The organism is Wujia chipingensis, from assembly GCF_014337155.1.
GTDB classification, from domain to species: domain Bacteria; phylum Bacillota; class Clostridia; order Lachnospirales; family Lachnospiraceae; genus Coprococcus_C; species Coprococcus_C hominis.
On sequence record NZ_CP060632.1, the window covers coordinates 2,659,641 to 2,680,987 of the forward strand.

Below are 21,347 nucleotides of genomic sequence, written 5' to 3' on the forward strand. Positions count from 1 at the left end.
TTTGAGCGTGTCTTTTAATACTCTAACGACTCCATGTACTTCATATATTTCACAACCATAAGGGCAATCTTGAAGGTAATGGCATCCTCGAATACCCGGAGGTCAAGTCCGGTACTCTTCTGAAGTTTATCCAGACGGTAAACCAGAGTATTTCGGTGAATGTAAAGCTGACGGGATGTCTCAGATACATTCAGACTGTTCTCGAAGAACTTGTTGATTGTTGTCAATGTCTCCTCGTCGAACTCGTCTGGTGATTTACCATCAAAAATCTCCTTGATAAACATCTTGCAAAGTGGAAGTGGCAACTGATAGATCAGTCGGCCGATTCCGAGATTGCTGTATGCGATAATCTTTCTGTCGCTATAAAAGATCTTTCCTACATCCAGTGCAAGCTTTGCTTCCTTATAAGAACGGGAAACTTCTTTGATTTCGTTGACGATCGTACCATATGCCACATTGACCGATGACATGGCTTCTGTATTCAGCATATCCACAATTACCTTTGCAGTCTTGCGCATATCTTCGTAAGTCTCACTCGGCTTTACTTCCTTGACCAGAATAATGTTTTTCTCGTCAACTGCCGTAATGAAATCCTTTGTCTTGCTGGAGAACAACGTTCTGACTGTCTCCAATGCGTTGGTATCCTTCTCCGTCTTTGTCTCGATAATAAACACGATACGTTTTACATCTGCCTCAATATGCAGCTTCTTCGCACGGTTATAAATATCTACCAGAAGCAGATTGTCAAGCAACAGGTTCTTGATAAAGTTGTCCTTGTCAAAACGCTCCTTGTATGCCACCAGAAGATTCTGGATCTGGAAAGTTGCCATCTTTCCAATCATATAGACATCCTCGGCATCCCCTTTTGCCAGTATGACATATTCCAGTTCATTCTCATCATACACCTTGAAAAACTGGAAGCCACGGATCACCTGACTGTCCGCCGCTGATTCAGAGAATTTTACAACCTCATCCTCATATTCTTCCATTCCGCGCATAGTTGTCGCAAGTATCTTACCTTCGGTATCCATCACACAGAGTTCTACACGTGTAATTGATTTAATTCCGGTAACCGTATCCTGCAGTATCTGATTCGAAATCATTCGTCCACCCCTATTCTTTGTTGTGAATTTTTAAAAATTCTGTAACAAAATTGTAACATTTATACATTCTTCTGTCAATGTCAAATACTTTCCAATTATTCAACATTGCCTATACTCATACAAAGTACATTCTACACGAAAAATGTAAAAAAAAAAAGAGGAAACGCATAATTTTTATGCATTTCCTCTGAAAAATCACACTTTGTTCAAATTTTAGAACGCAGCACCTGACTAGTTGATGATAATCTCCTCTGTCTCCTTATCGAAGATGTGGATCTTGCTCAGGTCGAATGCGAACTGAACTGTATCACCAGGTCTTGCTGTTGTACGTGCATTTACTCTTGCTGTGATATCGAACTGGTCGATTGTGAAGTACAGATATACTTCAGCACCAAGCATTTCGTAAATATTGATTCTTGCATCGATAACACTCTCAGGTGAAGACTCGATGAAGAGCTGCTCATCATGAATATCCTCTGGACGGATACCAAGAACAACTTCCTTATCAAGGAAATCACCGCTGATAAGCTTCTGAGCCTTAGCATCAGGAACCTTGATTGAGTGAGAACCGAACATAAGTAATACATCTGCTCCAGACTTAACAACCTTACAATCGATGAAGTTCATAGGTGGCATACCCATGAATCCAGCTACGAAGAGGTTGCATGGCTTATCATACAGATTCTGAGGTGTATCAACCTGCTGGATGATACCATCCTTCATAACTACGATTCTTGTACCAAGAGTCATAGCCTCTGTCTGGTCATGTGTTACGTAAATGATAGTTGTCTGCAGTCTCTGGTGAAGCTTAGAGATCTCAACACGCATCTGAACACGGAGCTTAGCATCCAAGTTTGAAAGAGGCTCGTCCATAAGGAATACCTTAGGCTCACGAACGATTGCACGTCCCATAGCCACACGCTGTCTCTGACCACCTGACAAAGCCTTTGGCTTTCTGTCAAGCAGATGCTCGATATCAAGAATCTTAGCAGCCTCATGTACCTGCTTATCAATCTTCTCCTTTGGTACCTTTCTAAGCTTCAGACCGAATGCCATGTTATCATAAACTGACATATGTGGATACAAAGCGTAGTTCTGGAATACCATCGCAATATCTCTGTCCTTAGGCTCTACATCATTAACCATCTTGTCACCGATCCAAAGCTCACCGGAACTGATATCCTCAAGACCTGCGATCATACGAAGTGTTGTTGACTTACCACATCCTGAAGGTCCAACGAAGATGATGAACTCTTTATCTTCAATATCCAAGTTGAAGTCCTTTACAGCGTTGAAGCCATTTGGATAAATTTTATAAACATTCTTAAGTTGTAAACTAGCCATTTTGATTTTTCCTCCTTAGATTTTAGCTATAATCATCTGACTCATGATGTTTGTATGATACACCAAATAGCCCGAAGTTGCCATATTACTATTCAACAAATAAGGCGGAAAAATATTGTGTAATTTGTATATGAAAATTTTTTTCATGATTTTTTTGTGGATTTTTCACAAACTTTACCGAATTCTGACTAGCTATATTTTGTGAAACCTTCACCATAAGCCTCCCGAATATCCCCCACAAAACAGATTGCCCGGTCATCCAGCTCATAAATTTTCCGCTTGACATTTACCATTTCTTTTGAACTAAGTGCACAGAGCAGCATCTGCTTCGGGCAGCCGGTATATCCGCCCTGTGCCGGCACACGCGTGACACCGCGCCCCAGCTGCCCGGTAATGTATTCAGCGAGTGCCTTTTCCTCGGTTGATATGATATACATAAGCTTGGCATGGTTTGGTCCCTCCAGCACAAAATCAGATACTTTCGTCATGACAAACAGGACGATCAGCGCATAGATTCCGTTGCGCAGTCCGAACACGCCAATTCCAAACAGGATAATGATCCCGTCAACGATTGCCATCAGCTTTGGAACCGATACATGCGGGATGCGCCGGTTAATGATCTGCGCTGTCATATCTGCGCCGCCGGAGGACGCATTTTGCAGGAAGATCAAGCCAAGTCCACCACCCATGATTACGCCGCCACACAGTCCGTCGACCAGTACATCCCCGGTGAGAAGCGGCAATGGACGGAGCAGCCCAAGGAACACAGACAGACAAACCGTCGCATAGACCGTCCGGTAAAATATCTGCTTTCCAAGCACCTTATATCCTATGATAAACAATGGAATATTGACCGCTGCATTGACCAGCCACAGCTGGATATGAAACAGATGCTCCAGCAGGATTGCCAGTCCGGTCACACCTCCGGTCACCAGCTCCAGTGGGTTAAAATATACAACAACCGAGAATGCCATCAAAAATGCTCCCACGGTCATCAAGCCATATCGTTTTGCAGTCATCACACAAACCTCCACACGAAAAAAGACTCCATACTAACATCTAGTATGGAGTCCATCTTTCATTTTTATTCGTTTTTAATGATTGCTGTCGGATGCACCAATGATAATCACGACATCGTAACCGTCTGTGGATTCTGTCACATTGCTTGTCACAGTTCCAACTTCATAGCTGGCATTTGCAAAATACTGTACCAGTTCTTTGCCTACGCCATCTTCTCTTGCTACGATCTTGGTGTCTGCAAGTGCTTCTGTGTAATCGGATGCATTTGTATTTGCATATCCATTTGCATTTAACGTATCACACCAGCGTCCGGCAAGTCCTGCAATATCGGTACTGTTCAGCACCAGGATCTTCCTATCCGTTGCACTGACTGTCTCAGCCTCCTGTGCAGCTTCGGTTGTCTCAGCCTCTGTGGATGGTGTGATCTGAAGATCATCCACCTGAGAATCCGTCAATGCATTCTCATCGAGGGTTGTCGCAGGCGTATCCTTCGCTGTGTTCCCCTTTAATGCCTGCATTACAAAAAATGCGCCAAATGCCACAATGGCAAGTCCTAATATAATAACGGCTGCGCGAAGCAACATTGAAAAGAACAATCCTGCTGCCGTCTGCTGTTTTTTTCCACTCATAATTTTCTCCTATCTACGTCATACGTTGTTTCCATCTTTTTCTATTCGTATCTACCGTCGCTCATTCTAGTCTTTTTTTCAATACATTTTTCAAGTATAGCAAATGTTGTTGTTTTTTTCAACCATTTATAGCATAATCGTAGTATGGATTTTTTGTGAAAAAGTTGCATCCTGCTATAGATATTTCAAGAATAACAAGGAGGTCCCAATCCCATGAAAACAGCTCTTATTACCGGTGCTTCCCGCGGAATCGGCGAAGCTGCCGCCTATCAGTTAGCAAAAGAATACGACTGTGTTGCCATTATGAGCCGGAATACCGACGGAAAATTAAATGCCGTCGCGAATCAGATTCACACCACAACCAATTGCGAATGCATTCCATTTACCGGGGATGTATCCGACTTTGCATTTGTTGAAGAATGCGTCCGGTCACTTGTCGCATCCGGACATCCGGTCGATATACTCGTCAACAACGCAGGCATCTCGCTCGTCGGGCTTTTTCAGGACATGACGCCGGAAGAATTCGACCGCATCCTGCGCATCAATGTAACTTCCGTCTACAACACCTGCCACGCAGTGATTCCCGATATGGTGCGAAACCAGTATGGACGTATCCTGAATATCTCCTCGGTCTGGGGACTCGTCGGTGCCTCCTGTGAAGTTGCTTATTCCGCGACGAAGGGTGCCATCAACAGTCTGACAATGGCGCTTGCAAAGGAACTTGCCCCAAGCCATATCGCGGTCAATGCGATTGCTTTCGGTGCGGTGGACACGACCATGAACGGTCATCTGTCTGTCGAAGAGAAGAAGACGCTCTGTGAGGAAATCCCGGCAGAAAAAATGGCGGCTCCCGAAGAAGCCGCCGCCTGTATCTCTCATATTTTGGCAATGCCGGATTATATGACCGGCGAAATATTGAAATTCGATGGTGGCTGGATCTAGCCACCATTTTTCTTTTCCGAATTCTTTTCTGAATTCGTTATGAATCCTTCTTACGCAGGTTTTTGATTGCTGTTGTAAGCTTGATCGGATTTCCGTAACGCAATGTCGAACTCCGGAAGATCTTACCTCCGATCACACCCATAAGAGCAACGGAAATATACAGAATGACCGCAGATACGATGATTTCCCATATCTGTACATGTCCCATCGCCACACGTGCAAACATGGCGCTGTAAGAGCTAAACGGCAGGAAAGAACAGACTTTCATCGGTACACCATCCACCTTGTCAAGCTGAAGCAGCACAACAAAATATACGATCATGATAATCATCTGTGCTGATCCGGCAGACTTGTTCAAGTCCTCAATCTTCGATACCAGCGCCCCAAGCGCGCCGTACAGAAACGCATAGAAGAGGAATCCGCCAATGCCGAATACTGCAAATACAACCAATACATTGGCTGGGATATCCAGGAACATGCCAAGGTCAATGCTCCAGAAATCTTTATTGTACTGGTATGAACCAAGCAGACAGACAGCAATGATTCCAACCTGAAATACCGTTGCCACGGCACCTGCAAATACCTTGCCGAACAGCAGCGCCGTTGAATCGGTACTGGTAACCAGAATCTCGATGGAACGGTTGCTCTTCTCATTTGTAACAGAAGACGCAATACTCATGCCATACATGATGATGAGCATAAATATCAGGATCACAAGCACATAGCAATACCAGAAATTCTGTGTGCTGTCCTTGCCAAGGACATACTCATCATGGGTAATCTCCTTATATGACGCCTCCATGAATTCATTCAGATCCAGATCATGCTTCTCACAGTAATCCAGCTTGACAAGCATCCCCAGATAGCTGTCAAAGACAGCTGCATCGGAATTATCCATGCTCTTGTTATATACATAATAATCGTAATCAGACAGCGAACGAACCGCAAATCCGGCGGCCGCTTTTTCGTCTTCAACCGCTTTTTTCAAAGCATCCTCACTGTCAAAGCTGACCAGATTTATTCCTGTTTCCATAGACCCCCATACCGAGCCATCCACGTCAATGATCAAAATTCCATCCGGATCGTAGACCCCGTATGTATGCTCTGCATCCGCATCTGCGGAAGAATCCTCCTTTGAAGTGCTGTCCTGAACGGTAGAATCCTTCTTATCTCCCGTAATTGCATCCTTGACACGCGGCACGAACATGATGCCCGCTGCCAAAACAGCAATCAGGATTGTGGATATCACATATGACTTGCTCTTAAAATAGTTGTCCAGTTCAAACTTTAATATCGTGAAAAACTGTTTCATATTATACCGCCTCCTTTGCTGCTTCTGTGTCCGGTTCTTCATCCCCGACACAAGAGATAAAGATATCATTCAAGGATGGCTCATAGGCTCCAAACTGGTGAATTTCAACTCCTGCCTGTTTGCAAATATCAAGGATCTGCCACATATCAGCCTGGGTTTTCAGTTCAAGCACCACGTACTTTTTAGTCACGCGCTCAACAGCTGCATAAGAAGACAGCTTCTCCCTGCAGATATCAGCCAGCTCCTGTGGGCTGTAATTGTCCGCCGATATCGTCTTTCTGCCACGTCCGTACGTATCCTTGATATCATCGAGATGTCCGGACAATACGACATCGCCATGGTTAATAATTGCGATATCCTCGCAGAATTCCTCCACATAGCTCATCTGATGGCTGGAGAAAATAACGATGCGACCTTCGCGGATCAATTCCCGGATGACGTCCTTTAACACCTGTGCATTGACCGGATCTAACCCGGAAAACGGCTCGTCTAATATGACTAACTGTGGCTCACCGACCAGAGTTGCCGCAAGCTGTACCTTCTGCTGGTTTCCTTTTGATAATGTCTCTAAATTCCGGTCAATATATTCGGATACATGAAGACGATCCAGCCATTTCACTGTGCTCTCATTCGCCTGTTTCTTATTCATGCCCCTAAGCATAGCCAGATACACCATCTGGTCACGTACTTTCTTCTTCGGGTAAAGTCCCCGTTCCTCCGGCAGATATCCAACCTGGCTTGCCGTCGGACGAAATATTTCTCCATCAAGCATAATCTCGCCGGAATTTGCATGGAATACATCCATGATAATCCGGATAGTTGTCGTCTTACCAGCACCATTTCGACCAAGTAGTCCGAGCGCCCGTCCGCTCTCCACCGCGAAGCTGACCCCATGCAGGATTTCTTTTTCCCCGAAGCTTTTTCTTATATCTTTTAATTCGAGCTTCATAACCTCTTCCTTCCTATCTACCGATTTTGTTATTCCTACGTACTATACAAATCCGAAATTTTGTATAAAAATAACATGTTCCCAATATAGCAGAATCAATTGTCATTTGCAACTATCTGCTCCTGCATTTCATCTGTCTGCCAGATAAAATGCTGGTCTATCGAAAACATGTTATGATCCATCACCATGTATCCGCATGATGACCGGCATGCACATCCGTGCATATCTTTCTATTATTATCAACTGTTATGGCAGTGCATACTTCTGTTCATATGCACGGTACTGTTCGTCGTACCACTTCGCATCCTGCTCCTTCACTTCTTTGCGGTGCTCATGTGCATCGAGTTCATCATCCTCCACCTGGATTACACAGGTTGCAATATTCGAGCAGTGATCAGAGATACGCTCATAAGTATCGGAGATATCTGACAGACTAAGTCCAAGCTCAATCGTACATTTGCCTTTACGAAGACGCTTGACATGACGTTTCTTGAGCTCTTTGTTCATATCGTCCATCAACTCTTCCAAAGGCTGTACAAGCGCTGCTTTATAACGGTCATTTTGCTCAAATGCATTAACTGTCATCGTCAGGATATCTTTGAGTGCCTTGCTGTAGACAGCAAGCTCATCCATCGCCTTCTTCGAGAAGATCAGTTCTTTCTTATGCATCTGTTCCACTGCCAGCAGTATATTCACAGCCAGATCCGAGATACGCTCGATATCTCCCAGCGAATGAAGCATCAGTGACAGACGGTGTCCATCTTCCTTCGAAAGATCTTTCGTAGAGAGCCGGAGCAGATATGTGCCAAGCTGATCCTCGTATTTGTCGACGGTATCTTCTTCCTTGCGGATCCGTTCCGCTATTTCCTCGTCGTATGCGGTAAGCAATCCGACTGCACGTCCAACAGATTTCATGGAGAGCTCTGCCATCTCAGAAGCTACCTTCCGACACTGCATGATTGCGAAACCAGGTCTCTCTAAGAATACAGGATCCAAAAGCTGCAGTACCTTGTCATGCTTGCTAAGCTCATCCTCTTCCTCGTCGTCATCCTTGATGGTCTTGACAGCAAGAAACTCCAGGAATCCGGAAAGCGGAAGCAGCACAATCGTTGCGGCAATATTAAAGATCGAATGGATCGTTGCAATTCCTACCTCATTTGCCGCCTGCGGCAGGAATGCATAATGTACAAATGCATTGGAGATATAAAATACTAACATGAATACAACCGTTCCGATTACATTAAAGTAAAAATGAACCGCTGCCGCGCGTTTTGCATCCTTACTTGCTCCCACACTTGAGATCATCGCAGTCGTACAGCTGCCGATATTCTGTCCCATAATGATAGGGAGAGCAAGTGCATAGGAGACAGCGCCCGTGGAACAAAGTGCCTGCAAAATACCTACGGACACAGAGGAAGACTGCATAATCGTCGTCAATACAAAACCTGCAATAACTCCGAGAAGCGGATTCTCAAACTTCGTCAGAATCTGTGTGAACTGCGGAACATCCTTGAGTGGTTCCACTGCCGAACTCATTGCGGTCATACCATACATCAGAATCGCAAAACCAAGTAAGATTGTTCCGATGTTATGCTTCTTCTCACTCTTGCAAAATACAACTAAAATCGCACCAATCACAGCCAAAATCGGCGTAAAAGAGGTCGGCTTCAGCATCTGAAGGAAGAAGCTTCCTCCATCAATACCGGACAGTGACAGCAGCCATGAGGTTGCCGTTGTACCGATATTCGCACCCATGATAATACCGACTGCCTGACTGAGCTTCATGATACCGGAGTTAACAAAACCAACGACCATAACCGTCGTCGCTCCGGATGACTGGATGACTGCCGTTACACCTGCGCCAAGCAACACAGCAGACCACTTATTGGAGGTAAGGCGTTCGAGAACCTTTTCCAGCTTACCACCTGACATCTTCGCTAATGCATCTCCCATTATATGCATACCGTACAGAAACAATGCGAGACCACCAACCATGGATAGAACGTCAAAAATATCCATCTTTTTCTCCTATTCTCTTTATTGACATTTTATAAGCCGGTCTGCTGGATTTTACCCAAAATTCACCTAATTTTTACAGTTTCCGGTCTTTAACAATAATACAACCTTGAAGAGGTCTCCGTCAATCATTATTTCCACTTTGCCGTTCTGTAATTCCATCAGGCTCTGCGCAATGGAAAGCCCTAATCCATTGCCCTCTGTATTTCTCGAACGGTCACCACGCACAAACCGTTCCTTTAATTCATCGCCGGAGATGTTCAGTGGTTCCTTCGAAATGTTCTTGAAGGTCACTGTGATCTCTCCCGGTTCTGCCTCGTCAATATCGATGTATACCCGGCTGTTTGGCTGGGCGTACTTGATGATATTTCCGATCAGATTGTCGAACACGCGCCACAGATGTCTGCCATCTGCCATGACATGGCAGTCTGCCTGCGTACCGTATTTCTTCGTCAGATAATTCGTCACTACCGGTTGCAGCTTACATGCCGCAAGCCGCTCTTCGAATTCTCCGAGTGCCTGTTCTAAGAGCATTTCCACATCGGTCGGTTCCATATGCACTTCCAGATTGCCCGTAGACGCCTTGCTCGCTTCAATCAGATCCTCGATCAGCTTCTTGAGCCTTGCAGACTGCCGCTGCAACACTTCCAGATATTCCGCTTCCTTGTCACTTAAATCTCCCGCCTTGGAGAGGATATCCACGTAATTGATAATAGACGTAAGCGGTGTCTTGATATCATGGGAAACGTTCGTGATAAGCTCCGTCTTCATCCGCTCGCTCTTCATCCGCTCTGCCACTGCCACGCGCACACTGTCCTGAATACAGTTTAATGTCTCGCCATGTGCCGCAAATTCCGGCAGCATATGTGCCGTGTCGATCTTATAATCCGTCTCGCCGTCTGCAATCTTCTTCGCGCCATCCTTCAGCCGATACATCTGCACAATCACGCGGATCAGGAAGACCGCAAGCAAAGCCGCACATACCAGATCCAGCACGATTGCCAGTCCGGCAGAACCACTCGCAGCCACGAGAATAAACCGGAGCAGTGCGATTCCTGCCAATCCGCCAATCCATTTCCAATAAAGGTTAAAATATCTTCCAAGGAAACGGAAGATATCCCGAAGTTTGCCAAACACCCACTTTACAACCCACACAAGCAATTTACAAAGCCGCCAGATCAATGTGTTTGCAAACATTGCCCAGCCGGAAACCTTCATTCTGGTTGATGTCGTCATCAAAAGCGGCGGGAAAAGCAACGCCACGACAGCCAGATAGATTGCTGCTAAAAACAGCTCATCAATCCCGGAATATACATAATAATTAATTACATTGACTCCCGTTGCAAAAGCCGCGAAGAATACATACAAAAACAGATCATACGGTATCCGGTCGAACGCATTGCAGGTAATCTGTTCCTGCGCTTTTCTGTGCCCGGATGCAGTGATCAAAAATCCGCCCATAACCAGAATCAAAATGATCGAAGCAGCAAGCGTATAGGGTGCCGCCTTTATAACCGGCTTACAATACCGCAGCACGATCGACTCTGCATAGATATCACGTGCAGTCAGGTCGGATCTGACATAGGCATACAGCGTGTAAGAAACCGGTGTATACATATCAATGCCCTGCGTCAGGCTGCCGTCATAATCCAGCGTCAGGCTCTCATTGTATATCTGCACATCACCGGCTTTCTTCGTCGCACGTGCAACTGCCTTCTGATAAGCGGAATTGTTCGAGAGATAATAAATAAAATTTGTATTGTCAAGCTGAATATACGGATCCGCATTGCCTTCGTCATCTACGGCAGTGTCAACCACGGTCATATCCGCAAAGGAAATATTGCTCCAATCCCAGTACATGTCACGGATTGACGCAGGAACTTCCCCGGATGTTGCAAATACATCTTCGTCCGCTTCATAGCTGCTGTAATCCTCATCATATTCGTCCGGTACATAATTGTTCTTCCAGAAATCAATGATATCCTCCAGAGAAAGCTTACAGGTGATCGTCGTCTGTCCGGTATAGGTCATTATCTGCCTGGATCTTACGTCATGATACTGATACTCTTCTGCCTTGTAATTCGACAAGGTTGGATACTTCTTTGCATCATCTGGTACGACCTCGAAGTAGAAATTGCTGTTTTTCTCATTGAAATAATCCTTATAATACCGTATCGTATGATTCTCCTGCGTATCATCCTGACTTTCCACATATGCCTTGTAGTATTCGTCCACCTGATACGAGGAATTATCCACGAGATTTCCCATATAGCCATCGTAAATCGCCTCCGCCTGCATCTGGCGGGAATCGCCGTACGAAATCGCCGCAACTACCACACAGCCGGAAACCACTGCCATAAAAAGCGATACAGAAAGCAGGATTGCAGCAACCACCTTTGCCACTGCACTTTTCTTTAATTTGTCCATTTTATCATTCCTTCCCAAACATATACCCTTGTCCCCAGACTACCTTGATGTAGCGTGGTTCCGAAGGATCTGCCTCGATTTTCTCACGCAAGTGGCGAATATGTACCGCAACGGTGCCCTCCTGTCCAAACGGAGCATCCTCCCAGACTGCACGATAGATATCCTTCGGTGCATAGACCGTATTCGGATGTTCCATCAGGAATTTCAGAATTGCATACTCTGTTTTGGTGAGGTTTACCATATCTCCGTCAATCGTAACCTTCTTCGCCCTGTCATCCAGACAGACGCCGCCGATGGTAAGCGTATCCGCTTCCGGTTCCTTCGGAACATTTCCGCCAAGCATCATGTAACGGCGCAGCTGTGCTTTTACTCTTGCGATCATAACAACCGGGTTAAATGGTTTGGTAATATAGTCGTCGGCGCCAACCGACAAACCAAGGATCTTATCTGTATCTTCACTTTTCGCTGTGAGCAGAATGACCGGAACATTGGACATCTTGCGAATCTCGTTCATCGCTGTGATACCATCCATCACCGGCATCATGATGTCCATCAGTACAAGCTGCACATCACCGGTTTTCAGCTTCTCACATGCCTCCTGTCCGTTGTACGCTTTCGTCACCTGGTACCCTTCTGCAGACAGGTAAATACCAAGTGCCTCCACGATATCCTTCTCATCATCACAGACTAAAATGTTATACATATTGTTCTCCTCTTCCCTATCGGTAATCTCCGACCATACAGGTACCCCTGTTGCTATGATACCTGTATTATCGCAAAATGAATTTTAAGATACTAGATTTCATATATTTAAGATTTTATTAAGAACATTTCATTTCTTTTCGATCCTGCAACACAGGAAATGCATCCCGGATCTTTGTCACATCGTTTTGTATATCATACACAAGTAGTTTTTCTTCCTTGCAGGAATCATCTGCAAGCCGGATTTCCCTCATCGGCACAAGCAGGCTGCCATCCGGAGCATACACCCCCGAATCCCCGGAATAATACTGTCCGTCCATATCACCGCAACAGTTCACCCCTGCCACATAGCACTGATTCTCGATTGCGCGTGCGGCAAGAAGTGCTTTCCAATGTGATACACGTGATTCGGGCCAGTTCGCAGGCACGATAAAAATTTCAGCCTCCGGAACCATCGCCCGGAACTGTTCCGGGAAGCGCAGATCATAGCAGATGGCAAGTCCTGCCTGAAATTCTCCGAGCCTTCCGGTGCAAAGCTTCTCTCCGCCACGGAAGTGTGCATGTTCTTCCCCATAGGAAAACGGATGGATCTTGGCATAATCCATTGCAATTTTTCCATCCGGTGTCACGATCGAATAATGATTTTCACAGAGTGGTTCTGTCTTTTTCACCCAGCCGATACCAATTATCGTGTGGTGCCGATCTGCAAGTGTTTTTATCTGTTCAATCGTCCAGCCGGTTGTTGGTTGGTTCGTCATGTCCGGAGTGCTATCCATTTGCGCACGCGATTGTATCTCAGCATCCGGTTGACAAATTTCTGCCGTCACATCGGTATGCATCGAGAATCCCGTCAGACTCATCTCCGGGAACAATATGATCTCCGCGCCCGCAGCTATCACAAATTCCTCTGCCCGGACGAGATTCGCCTGTTTATCTTCCCATAGGATATTCGTTTGTGCCAGTGCGATCCGCATACGCTGTCTACCTCCACAATTTTACCACTGTCCCATTACTTTATGCATAAATGCGCCAACCTCTTCCCATGCGCGCTTTGACTCCGGTATCACCGTGCCGCTCATCTGAAACACATGAAACATACCTTCATATACTGTGAATCGTACCGGAACTCCTTGTTCCTTTGCCTTCTTCGCAACCGATACCGCATCATCATACAGCATCTCGTGTGTCCCGACCTGAATCAGCATCGGCGGAAATCCGGTAAAGTTTCCGTACATGGGTGAAATCAAAGGGTTCTTCGCATCATTTTCCCCGATATAAGGGCTGTGCAACAGCATCTCTCCACCGCCATCTGCACCAAAGACCGGATCGATCTCCCGGTTCTTCGTGTACGATTCTCCCGTGATTGCCAGATCGGTCCACGGCGACATCGCAACTAATCCCGCCGGCATCGGCTCGCCATTTGTGCGCAGTTCCATGCAGAGTGCCATCGCCAGACCGCCGCCCGCCGAATCGCCGACTACGATGATTCGATCGGATTCATAGCCTTTATCGCGCAGCCATTTATATGCGGCAACCGCATCTTCTAATGCCGCCGGAAATGGGTACTCTGGTGCCAGCCGGTAATCCACAGAAAGCACTGCCGCTCCACTGCTGATCTCGGCGTAAAGCCCTGCCATCTTCCGGTACTGTCCCTGCAGCCCGGACATATACCCGCCGCCATGAAGCTGCAATATCACATATGGATTTTCTGATCCGTTCCATGTCAGATATTCCATCTTGAACAGTCCCATGTCGATATGTTCTACGGAAAGGTGCTCCGGGTATTCAAATTCTGTGTTCTGAATAGATTTTTCCTTTTTTCTCTGCCATGCCTGCTTTAAAACCGGGTTCTGGTTGACCATGGCTACGATATCACGCATCAGTTCTGCGCGGTGACTTGTCTTGTCGTTCTCCTTCATACATACCTCTCTTTTGATAATGATACTACACACGGAAGCGGCGATTTAGTTCGAGCGTGGTGCTTCGCCCGCCAATCATGAAGATTCCGAAGAGCTGGACGAGTACGGTAAATACTGCAACCAGTGTCAGAAGCTTCCATGTGACAACTTCCAGGCTGACTAACAACAACTCAACGGCTGCGAGCAACGTCAGTTCGAGCTGCGGCATAATATAGCTTCGCCAGTCACGGCGTCGCACCATCATGAATACGAAGATCGTAATATTCGTCGCAATCACGACAACCGGAATTCCGATATTGACGGACCAGCCTTCATAGCCAAGAGAAAAATCGACCGCAAGCACAAGTGCCGCACTGATTACTCCCTGAAATATGATTTTCTGCTGTTCATCTGCCAATGGCTGTGCAGTAAACGTAAATGTAAAGTACAGATACGCAATTCCTGCAAGGCTTACCAGTGACCAGCGGACGCCATGATAGGTCATATAATTCACGATACCAAGCACGACCACACCGACAACCACACAGAACGTCACGATGCGGATTGCCAGGCGCATCCGCTGCTGCTTCGGGAACATGTCCGGATAGACCGGCTGCACATGCTCTGTCTCCGACAGCGCGCCCTTGCAAAGTGGGCAGATCAGGCTGTCATCCTTCACTTTTATATTACAGCGATTACATTTACTCATAATACACTCCATTCGTCTCTACCGAGACATCAATTCCATCTTCTGCAAGCTTGCGGAAGAATACCTTCTGCACATCGACTTCCCGCACTGCCGAGCTGAATGTGAACACCAGCGTATCCTTATACGACACAACCGCTGCCTTCAGGTTCTGATTCTTCGACATGGACAAGGTTGCATACAGCGACTCCACATACGCGTCGTACGGGCTTGCAAGCTTCACCAGACCAAGGTTCGTCACACAGCCGGAGTTCGCCTTTGCAGACATCTGATAGATAATCTTCATCGCAATATTCTTGATAAAGAGCGGCGTTGCACGCAATGCCTTGTTCTTCTCGTTTGACACATTGTATGCCATGATCTCTTCTAGGTGTTCCTTCGTGATCTGGCTTTTCAGGCTCTCTGCCACCTGTGCCAGCACTTCTTCAAATGTATAATCTTCCCGCTCCGCCCGGAACATTGCCGACACGACAGCGAAGAAATTCTTCGTTGTTGCAGAACCATAATATGGACGCAGATTTACCGGCACGCATACCGCAAGCGGACGCCGGTGTGGGATACTGTGCATATAGCCCTTATATACCGACCATGCAAATACACCGAGCAGATACTGATTGACAGTCACTCCATACTGCTTCGCCACGCGCTTGACATCCGGCAGATGCAGATAGCCGTGCATGATTCCGAAATATTCCCGCGGGAACATTTCCCCACGGATCACAAGCGCCTTCTCCGTCTTATAGCTCTTCTTCGCCGGACGCTTATAATGCTTCAGATAGCTGTCCTCCCGGTCGACGGTCGTCTCCTCATGCAGCTCCATCCGCTCGCTATTTCCGATCTCCGGATGCACCAGACGCAGATACTGGTACACGAGTTCTTTTAAGAACATCAGCGCACCATTGCCATCGGTCAATGCATGAAAGACTTCCAGACTGATTCTTCGTTCATAATATAACACACGGAAGAGATACTCCCGGTTTAACAGCGGATTGATATACTGGCAAGGTCCCATGTCCTCCTGCATCACACGCGGCGCCTGGTTCGGATTATCCTCGAAATAATACCAGAATACACCCGTCTTCATACGCACATGCATGACATCAAAATACGGAAGCACCATGTCGAGCGCCTGCTGCAATTTCTCCGGCTGGATCTCCTCGGTCAGTGTTGCCGCGATCCGGTAGACATTGCTTGATTTGCGGCTGGCAATCACCGGGAAGAGATTCGCGGTATTATCCAGCTTGTCAAATCGCGCTTCACGGATTCGTTTTGGCTGTCTCTTTACAGATTTCATCTTCGAATCCGTCGGTTTCACTTCCGGCTTTGTGTCCGATTTTTTCTGCGTATTCTGCGCTGTTTTTTTATTTGTCGTTTTCTGTCTTTTCTTACTCATTTTATTCAGTCCCAACTTCATCATGTACCTGCATGCGTCATTTTGTATCCATATCCTGCATAAATCTATACAATTTCATACATTCCCGCTCGCAGAACTTACACTAAGAAAAAAGCGGGCTGACATATCGTCAACCCGCATATCTCCAAGCTACTGATCGGATTCGAACCGACGACCTATTCATTACGAGTGAATCGCTCTACCAACTGAGCCACAGTAGCATGACAACCATCTTTCTATTCGCATAGAAATCCCAGCTGCATGTGATACTCTACCACACTAACTCAGATTTGTCAAAGCATAAGTTGACTTTGTATCCTTTATTTTTGACACCAACTGTTTATCATCCGTCAGAATCAAAATCTGCTCGGATGGAATCTCCTCTATACTCGCAAAAAATCCCTGCATCTGCGTATTGTTCATCTGCGGCAAGCCGTCGATCACAACTGGCATATGCTCTTTGCATAACCGTGTTGCAATTCCTACCCTCACTGCCATCCGCACCAATGGTAAATCCGTCGCATCAATCTGTGTAATATCCGTAAATGCGCCATTTTTCTTAATCACCAGTCGAAGCTTTTCATCAATCTTCGCGTCCTCATACAATCCACCTGTCACGCGCTGCATAATATCCGTCATGTGATCATTGATAATATAATTCCACTCTTCTACATAGCTTCTGGAAAGCTCCTGAATCGTATTGATAGCAAGCGTCGTCGCATAAATCTCTCGTTCAATTGCCTGTTTTCTGCCTTCGCACACACGGATTTCATCCTCCATCTGTGCTTTCTGCTTCTTTCGCTCCAGAATCTCTGCCTCCGTTGCCCGCAGATCTTCCTTAAGATCCATATATTTCCGCGCGAAACTCATGTCGATCTCGACATCCTCATACGCCTCATTTTTACGTTCCAGTTCATAGACGATCTTCTTGAATTCTTCCTCCGAAGGTGCCTGATTTTCTCCATCCAGCGCGCCTTTTCTGTGCAAGCCGTCCACGATCGTCATAACTACAAACAATGCTGTACACACAACAAAGAGCTGCCGCACACCATCATCAAATGGAAGGATATATACAAGTGCGGCAATTACACCAATGACTAGCAATCCCGTCAAGGCAATCATCCACCAACGATCTGTCAGCTTCTTCGGTGCCTTATAATCCTTCAGCAAATCGGCATCCAGAAACACACTGTTTTCCTGCAAGGAATCCAGATGCTCGTTTAACTCATCGTCTTCCTCATACTTCGTGCCTTTTTCTGTATCAATTAACCGTCTGGCTTCGCGTTTCCGCTTCGCCGTCTCGATTGCAAACTCCTCATCATTGTCCGCAATCTTCTTACGGACTTCCTTCAGCGCTTCTTCGTCACCATCGTATTGTTTCAGTTCTTCTTTCAGCTCTGCAATCTGCTGCTCCGTCTCCGTCACATCCAGTGCATTTTTCTGGTCGCGCAGGATTGCCAGCGCCCGTCTTTTATCCAGATTGGAAGAACCGGTGGTTGCCAGATTGGTAACAAATGTATTGAGTTCTTCTGCTTCATTTTCTGTATCTTTTTGCTGACGAATATAGAGTGCATCACTATATGTCTTTTTGTCTACACCTGTCAGCGACTCATACAAGCTGTTCTTGTGCTTGAGCTTGCCAACACGACCATTCTTCACATTTAAGACCTGCGTCGTCATATTGTGCTTGCGGAAGCTGCGCTCCACCAGATACTCGTCTCCATCCTTTATCACATATGCCTTTCCAGAAAAGCCGTGTTCATCCATCGGCTTATGATGCGCCAGATCATCGTCCTCCGTCTCTGGAAATGTACCGATACCGTACAGCGTTGCATATTCAAAATCCGCGACCGTACTCTTGCCCGCATTTCGCGTGCCATACACAACATTCACACCCGGCTTCAAATTGATCTCGCGGTTATGAAATTTTCCAAAATCTTTTAATAATAATTTACTGAAATACATCGTTATTTCTCTCCTGCTCCAAGCAGGGCTTCCATACAATAATGCAATGCCTTATCCCGAATCGCCTTATCGCCGCCTTTTTTATCGTCTGTCAGTTCGTCTATCAGTCTGCCAAGCAGATTGTCATGATTCGACACGTGCAGCTCGTCCATGTCGTAGTCGCATTCTGTCTTATCGATCACTTCGTTGATGCAATAGCGGCGTGTCAGTTCGCTTAAGTTGATCTCCATATTCTGAGCGGCACGTCCACGCAGCAAAATCCGGTAAATGTTATCCGCCCCCAGCTCCTGCATCTTTCCTTCTACAAGATTGCAGATATCTCCATTTGTATAGGTCGAATTGATATCCATCGCCATATTCACATATTTTCTGCATGCAAATGGCACAAATGTGATCGTCGCCTCACCTGAAGTTGACACCTCGCCTAAAATATAGCCGTGCTTTCCAGTCTCTGTATAAGAAAGTGGCTCCAGTGTTCCGGCAAATGCCATATGATTTTTCAATATATGTGCCGGCTTGTGCATATGTCCAAGTGCCACATACTGGAACCCCAGCTTCGCGACATGTTCTTTCGAAAATGGCATATGTTCCATGTCTCCGCCATGTCCAAGCAGAATATTGTATGCATCCGGCTTACCCGGTCGCATGCGTTCCAGAATCCGTCCAGTGTACGTCGCATGTCCATAGCTGTATCCGCTGACACAGACATTCAGATCCTCAAAATACACGCTTGCCGCCTGATCCCGTGGCATCACGATCGTATTACTCTCAAATGTATATGTCTCCCATGCGGAACCCGGATCAATATAGTCCTGATCGCCAGCAATAATTACCGTCTTTGTATTTGGAATCTTCCGAAGCTGGAAATCCAGTTCCTTCAAATCCTGTTCCGTCGGCTTTGTGTAAAACAGATTTCCCGCAATCAAAAGCAATTCAATTTTCTGTTCTTCGCATACCTCAATCACACGGTGAAAGGTACTATAAATCTCCTTTGCCCGCACATCACTCCAGATTCTTCCGCGGTCTGGCTGCGCACCCAGATTGACGTCTGCTATATGTATGAATTTCATAGTGTTACCTTGCCTCCATGCAGGCTCTCATGTTCCTGCACCAGTTCCTGATATAAATCCAACACATTCCAGTGAATGTTATGTTCTGTCACAACTGCCCGATAATCGATCTGCGGCATGCCATCTTCTTTACATGCCGCAAGAAAACGATTCAACAACCCATCCGAAAACTCTGAAAATAATATCATCGGATCAGGCAGATCTTTTCCTTCGTACCAATCCCCGTTCTGTTCAAATCCCGGCAATCCGGCATGACAGCCGATTGGCTGTAAAAAGCGCTTGCGCGCAATCTTCTTGCAGGAATATCCAAGACGCATGCCAAGTGCTTCTAATTGTCTGTGCTGTTCCGCTGGAACACTGTATAAAAGTATCGTTGGCATCGCATCCGCCTCCATTCCCACATTACATACTTCTGATTATTTTATCGCATCGGTACATTGAAATCAAGCTTTTCCAGAAATTCACGAGAGTTTCACAAAAGAAAGGACTGTCCACCCTTTTCGCGAACAGCCCTTCTTAATTCGATCCATCACCCATGGATTTTCCTTTATTCATTTAACTCATGAATGTTCTTTGAAAGTTTCCGCAACGAGTCCACAATCTGGGAACTTGCCTGGCTCATACCATCTGCCAGCTTCTGCACTTCCGATGCAACTACTGTAAAACCACGCCCAGCTTCCCCTGCACGTGCCGCTTCTATCGCGGCATTTAAAGCAAGAATTCTCTGACGGCCGCTAAATTCCTCGATTTTCTGTGTCTTCTCACTTGCATCATCAATGTATTCCACGCACTCCTGGATCCCCGTCTGCAGTTTATCCAGCAAACGCTTATTCACTGCAGAAGTATAAGATGCGCGCACAAACATATTAATCACATCGCCAAGCAGCGTCGCTGCTGCCTCGATTTCTTCCCTTGTCTTAACATTCACCTTGTGCAATGCCCGAACATAGGCCTCTGCATCGATACCAAGCTCTCCCGCAGTCTTCCGGAATGCATCATCATCCGGATGCTCCGGCAGCACCTGTCCGCCAATTACACTTCCCAGCACCGTTCCATCATCTAGGGTAATCGGTATTCCAAAATCCACGAGTCCTGCATGGCAGGAATACACGCCCTTTCCTTCCCGGTCACACTTCTCGCAGCGTCTGCGTCCTTCTGCACTTCCACGAGTCAGATCAATACAAAACTCTGTAAAGTTGTAGCACTCACTGATGTACTTTCCATCTGCCCCAACAGCCACTGTTGCAAGTCCGGTACTCATCGCCCAGTTCTTCATGATGTCCTCAAACTTCTTCATGTCACAAAAATCTTCGATACGAATCATATACTTCCACCCCATCTCTCATGGCTTCGCCATTTCGTAATATTATACAAATTAGTATATCATTTTTGGTGGTTTTTTACAATCTTAATCAATGTTCCATATGTGCATATTTTTCTTTCGTCGCAAGTCCACCCCGGATATGACGCTCGGACTTGTTGACATCTAACACCTTCCTTGCCTCGTGTGCAAGACGCAGGTTGATCTGCTCTAAGCGTTCCGTGACGTCTTTATGTACGGTTGACTTCGAAATACCGAACTTCCGCGCAGCCTGTCTGACCGTTGCCCCCTCCTCAATGATGTATTCACCAATTTCAAGTGCCCGTTCTTCAATGTAATCTCTCAACTATACAAACCTCTGTTTGACTGTTTGTACAGTGTATGAAGATGGTTACGGTAATATGATACCGATAGCTCCCTATATTTCTCAGATAAATCTTGACAATGTTGACTACATTGAAGCACTTGCAGCAAAGTATACAAAACTCAGAAAAACACTACCGGTGTATTGAACAATTCGCACCTAAAACAGGAATCGCCAGGCTTCTAC

19 protein-coding genes and 1 tRNA gene are annotated in these 21,347 nt (G+C 46.1%); 1 reads left to right on the forward strand and 19 read right to left on the reverse strand.

The genetic code is table 11. From position 1 onward, the window contains the following. Window positions 1-14 precede the first annotated feature (14 nt). The 4 genes from H9Q76_RS12415 to H9Q76_RS12430 form a co-directional block, all read right to left on the reverse strand. The gene (locus H9Q76_RS12415; RefSeq protein WP_117780041.1) at window positions 15-1,103 is read right to left on the reverse strand and encodes a PucR family transcriptional regulator; all 1,089 of its coding nucleotides are present in this window, start codon (window positions 1,101-1,103) and stop codon (window positions 15-17) included. Between the two features lie 231 nt (window positions 1,104-1,334). Continuing rightward, entirely contained in the window at window positions 1,335-2,447 is a 1,113-nt protein-coding gene (locus tag H9Q76_RS12420) for an ABC transporter ATP-binding protein (RefSeq protein ID WP_021985955.1), read from the reverse strand. Window positions 2,448-2,635: 188 nt separating this feature from the next. After that, on the reverse strand, window positions 2,636-3,466 hold the full coding sequence (locus H9Q76_RS12425; protein WP_249321242.1) for a YitT family protein: 831 nt from the start codon (window positions 3,464-3,466) through the stop codon (window positions 2,636-2,638). Between the two features lie 75 nt (window positions 3,467-3,541). Beyond that, window positions 3,542-4,096: a LytR C-terminal domain-containing protein gene (locus H9Q76_RS12430; protein ID WP_021985953.1), complete on the reverse strand. Its 555-nt coding sequence runs from the start codon at window positions 4,094-4,096 to the stop codon at window positions 3,542-3,544. Between the two features lie 213 nt (window positions 4,097-4,309). Here H9Q76_RS12430 and ymfI point away from each other — a divergent pair, with 213 nt between their 5' ends. Next, window positions 4,310-5,038 carry an elongation factor P 5-aminopentanone reductase gene (gene ymfI / locus H9Q76_RS12435; protein ID WP_249321243.1) on the forward strand — a complete coding sequence of 243 codons (729 nt, stop codon included), beginning with the start codon at window positions 4,310-4,312 and terminating at the stop codon, window positions 5,036-5,038. Window positions 5,039-5,075: 37 nt separating this feature from the next. Here ymfI and H9Q76_RS12440 read toward each other — a convergent pair whose 3' ends face one another. From H9Q76_RS12440 to spoIIID, 15 genes are all read right to left on the reverse strand, one after another. Then, on the reverse strand, window positions 5,076-6,350 hold the full coding sequence (locus tag H9Q76_RS12440) for an ABC transporter permease (RefSeq protein WP_249321244.1): 1,275 nt from the start codon (window positions 6,348-6,350) through the stop codon (window positions 5,076-5,078). A 1-nt stretch (window position 6,351) separates the two neighbouring features. Continuing rightward, window positions 6,352-7,299 (reverse strand): ABC transporter ATP-binding protein, encoded by a 948-nt coding sequence (locus H9Q76_RS12445; protein WP_117780037.1) that lies wholly within the window; start codon window positions 7,297-7,299, stop codon window positions 6,352-6,354. A 246-nt stretch (window positions 7,300-7,545) separates the two neighbouring features. Further along, the gene (locus H9Q76_RS12450; RefSeq protein WP_249321245.1) at window positions 7,546-9,318 is read right to left on the reverse strand and encodes a Na/Pi cotransporter family protein; all 1,773 of its coding nucleotides are present in this window, start codon (window positions 9,316-9,318) and stop codon (window positions 7,546-7,548) included. 66 nt (window positions 9,319-9,384) lie between these two features. Then, window positions 9,385-11,742 carry a sensor histidine kinase gene (locus H9Q76_RS12455; RefSeq protein WP_249321246.1) on the reverse strand — a complete coding sequence of 786 codons (2,358 nt, stop codon included), beginning with the start codon at window positions 11,740-11,742 and terminating at the stop codon, window positions 9,385-9,387. A 4-nt stretch (window positions 11,743-11,746) separates the two neighbouring features. Beyond that, window positions 11,747-12,445, reverse strand: coding sequence for a response regulator transcription factor (locus H9Q76_RS12460; RefSeq protein WP_118545455.1), 699 nt, complete (start codon window positions 12,443-12,445; stop codon window positions 11,747-11,749). Window positions 12,446-12,563: 118 nt separating this feature from the next. After that, complete coding sequence (locus H9Q76_RS12465) at window positions 12,564-13,418, reverse strand: nitrilase-related carbon-nitrogen hydrolase (RefSeq protein ID WP_249321247.1); 855 nt, start codon at window positions 13,416-13,418, stop codon at window positions 12,564-12,566. Between the two features lie 21 nt (window positions 13,419-13,439). Next, window positions 13,440-14,363 carry an alpha/beta hydrolase gene (locus H9Q76_RS12470; RefSeq protein WP_117780032.1) on the reverse strand — a complete coding sequence of 308 codons (924 nt, stop codon included), beginning with the start codon at window positions 14,361-14,363 and terminating at the stop codon, window positions 13,440-13,442. Between the two features lie 25 nt (window positions 14,364-14,388). Further along, complete coding sequence (locus tag H9Q76_RS12475; RefSeq protein ID WP_118374362.1) at window positions 14,389-15,051, reverse strand: DUF6320 domain-containing protein; 663 nt, start codon at window positions 15,049-15,051, stop codon at window positions 14,389-14,391. Beyond that, a complete protein-coding gene (locus tag H9Q76_RS12480; RefSeq protein ID WP_249321248.1) occupies window positions 15,044-16,441 on the reverse strand; it encodes a hypothetical protein in 1,398 nt (465 codons plus the stop codon). Before H9Q76_RS12480 ends, H9Q76_RS12475 begins: the two co-directional genes overlap by 8 nt. Window positions 16,442-16,589: 148 nt before the next feature. Next, window positions 16,590-16,662, reverse strand: a tRNA-Thr gene (locus H9Q76_RS12485). Window positions 16,663-16,720: 58 nt separating this feature from the next. Continuing rightward, on the reverse strand, window positions 16,721-18,406 hold the full coding sequence (locus tag H9Q76_RS12490; protein ID WP_249321249.1) for an ATP-binding protein: 1,686 nt from the start codon (window positions 18,404-18,406) through the stop codon (window positions 16,721-16,723). Between the two features lie 2 nt (window positions 18,407-18,408). Beyond that, window positions 18,409-19,476 (reverse strand): metallophosphoesterase family protein, encoded by a 1,068-nt coding sequence (locus H9Q76_RS12495; protein ID WP_249321250.1) that lies wholly within the window; start codon window positions 19,474-19,476, stop codon window positions 18,409-18,411. Further along, complete coding sequence (locus H9Q76_RS12500) at window positions 19,473-19,856, reverse strand: DUF3783 domain-containing protein (protein WP_181985556.1); 384 nt, start codon at window positions 19,854-19,856, stop codon at window positions 19,473-19,475. Before H9Q76_RS12500 ends, H9Q76_RS12495 begins: the two co-directional genes overlap by 4 nt. Window positions 19,857-20,023: 167 nt before the next feature. Continuing rightward, window positions 20,024-20,800, reverse strand: a complete 777-nt coding sequence (locus H9Q76_RS13810; protein WP_207738807.1) for a PocR ligand-binding domain-containing protein — start codon at window positions 20,798-20,800, stop codon at window positions 20,024-20,026. An 88-nt stretch (window positions 20,801-20,888) separates the two neighbouring features. Next, a complete protein-coding gene (gene spoIIID / locus H9Q76_RS12515) occupies window positions 20,889-21,143 on the reverse strand; it encodes a sporulation transcriptional regulator SpoIIID (RefSeq protein WP_021985938.1) in 255 nt (84 codons plus the stop codon). Window positions 21,144-21,347: the final 204 nt, after the last annotated feature.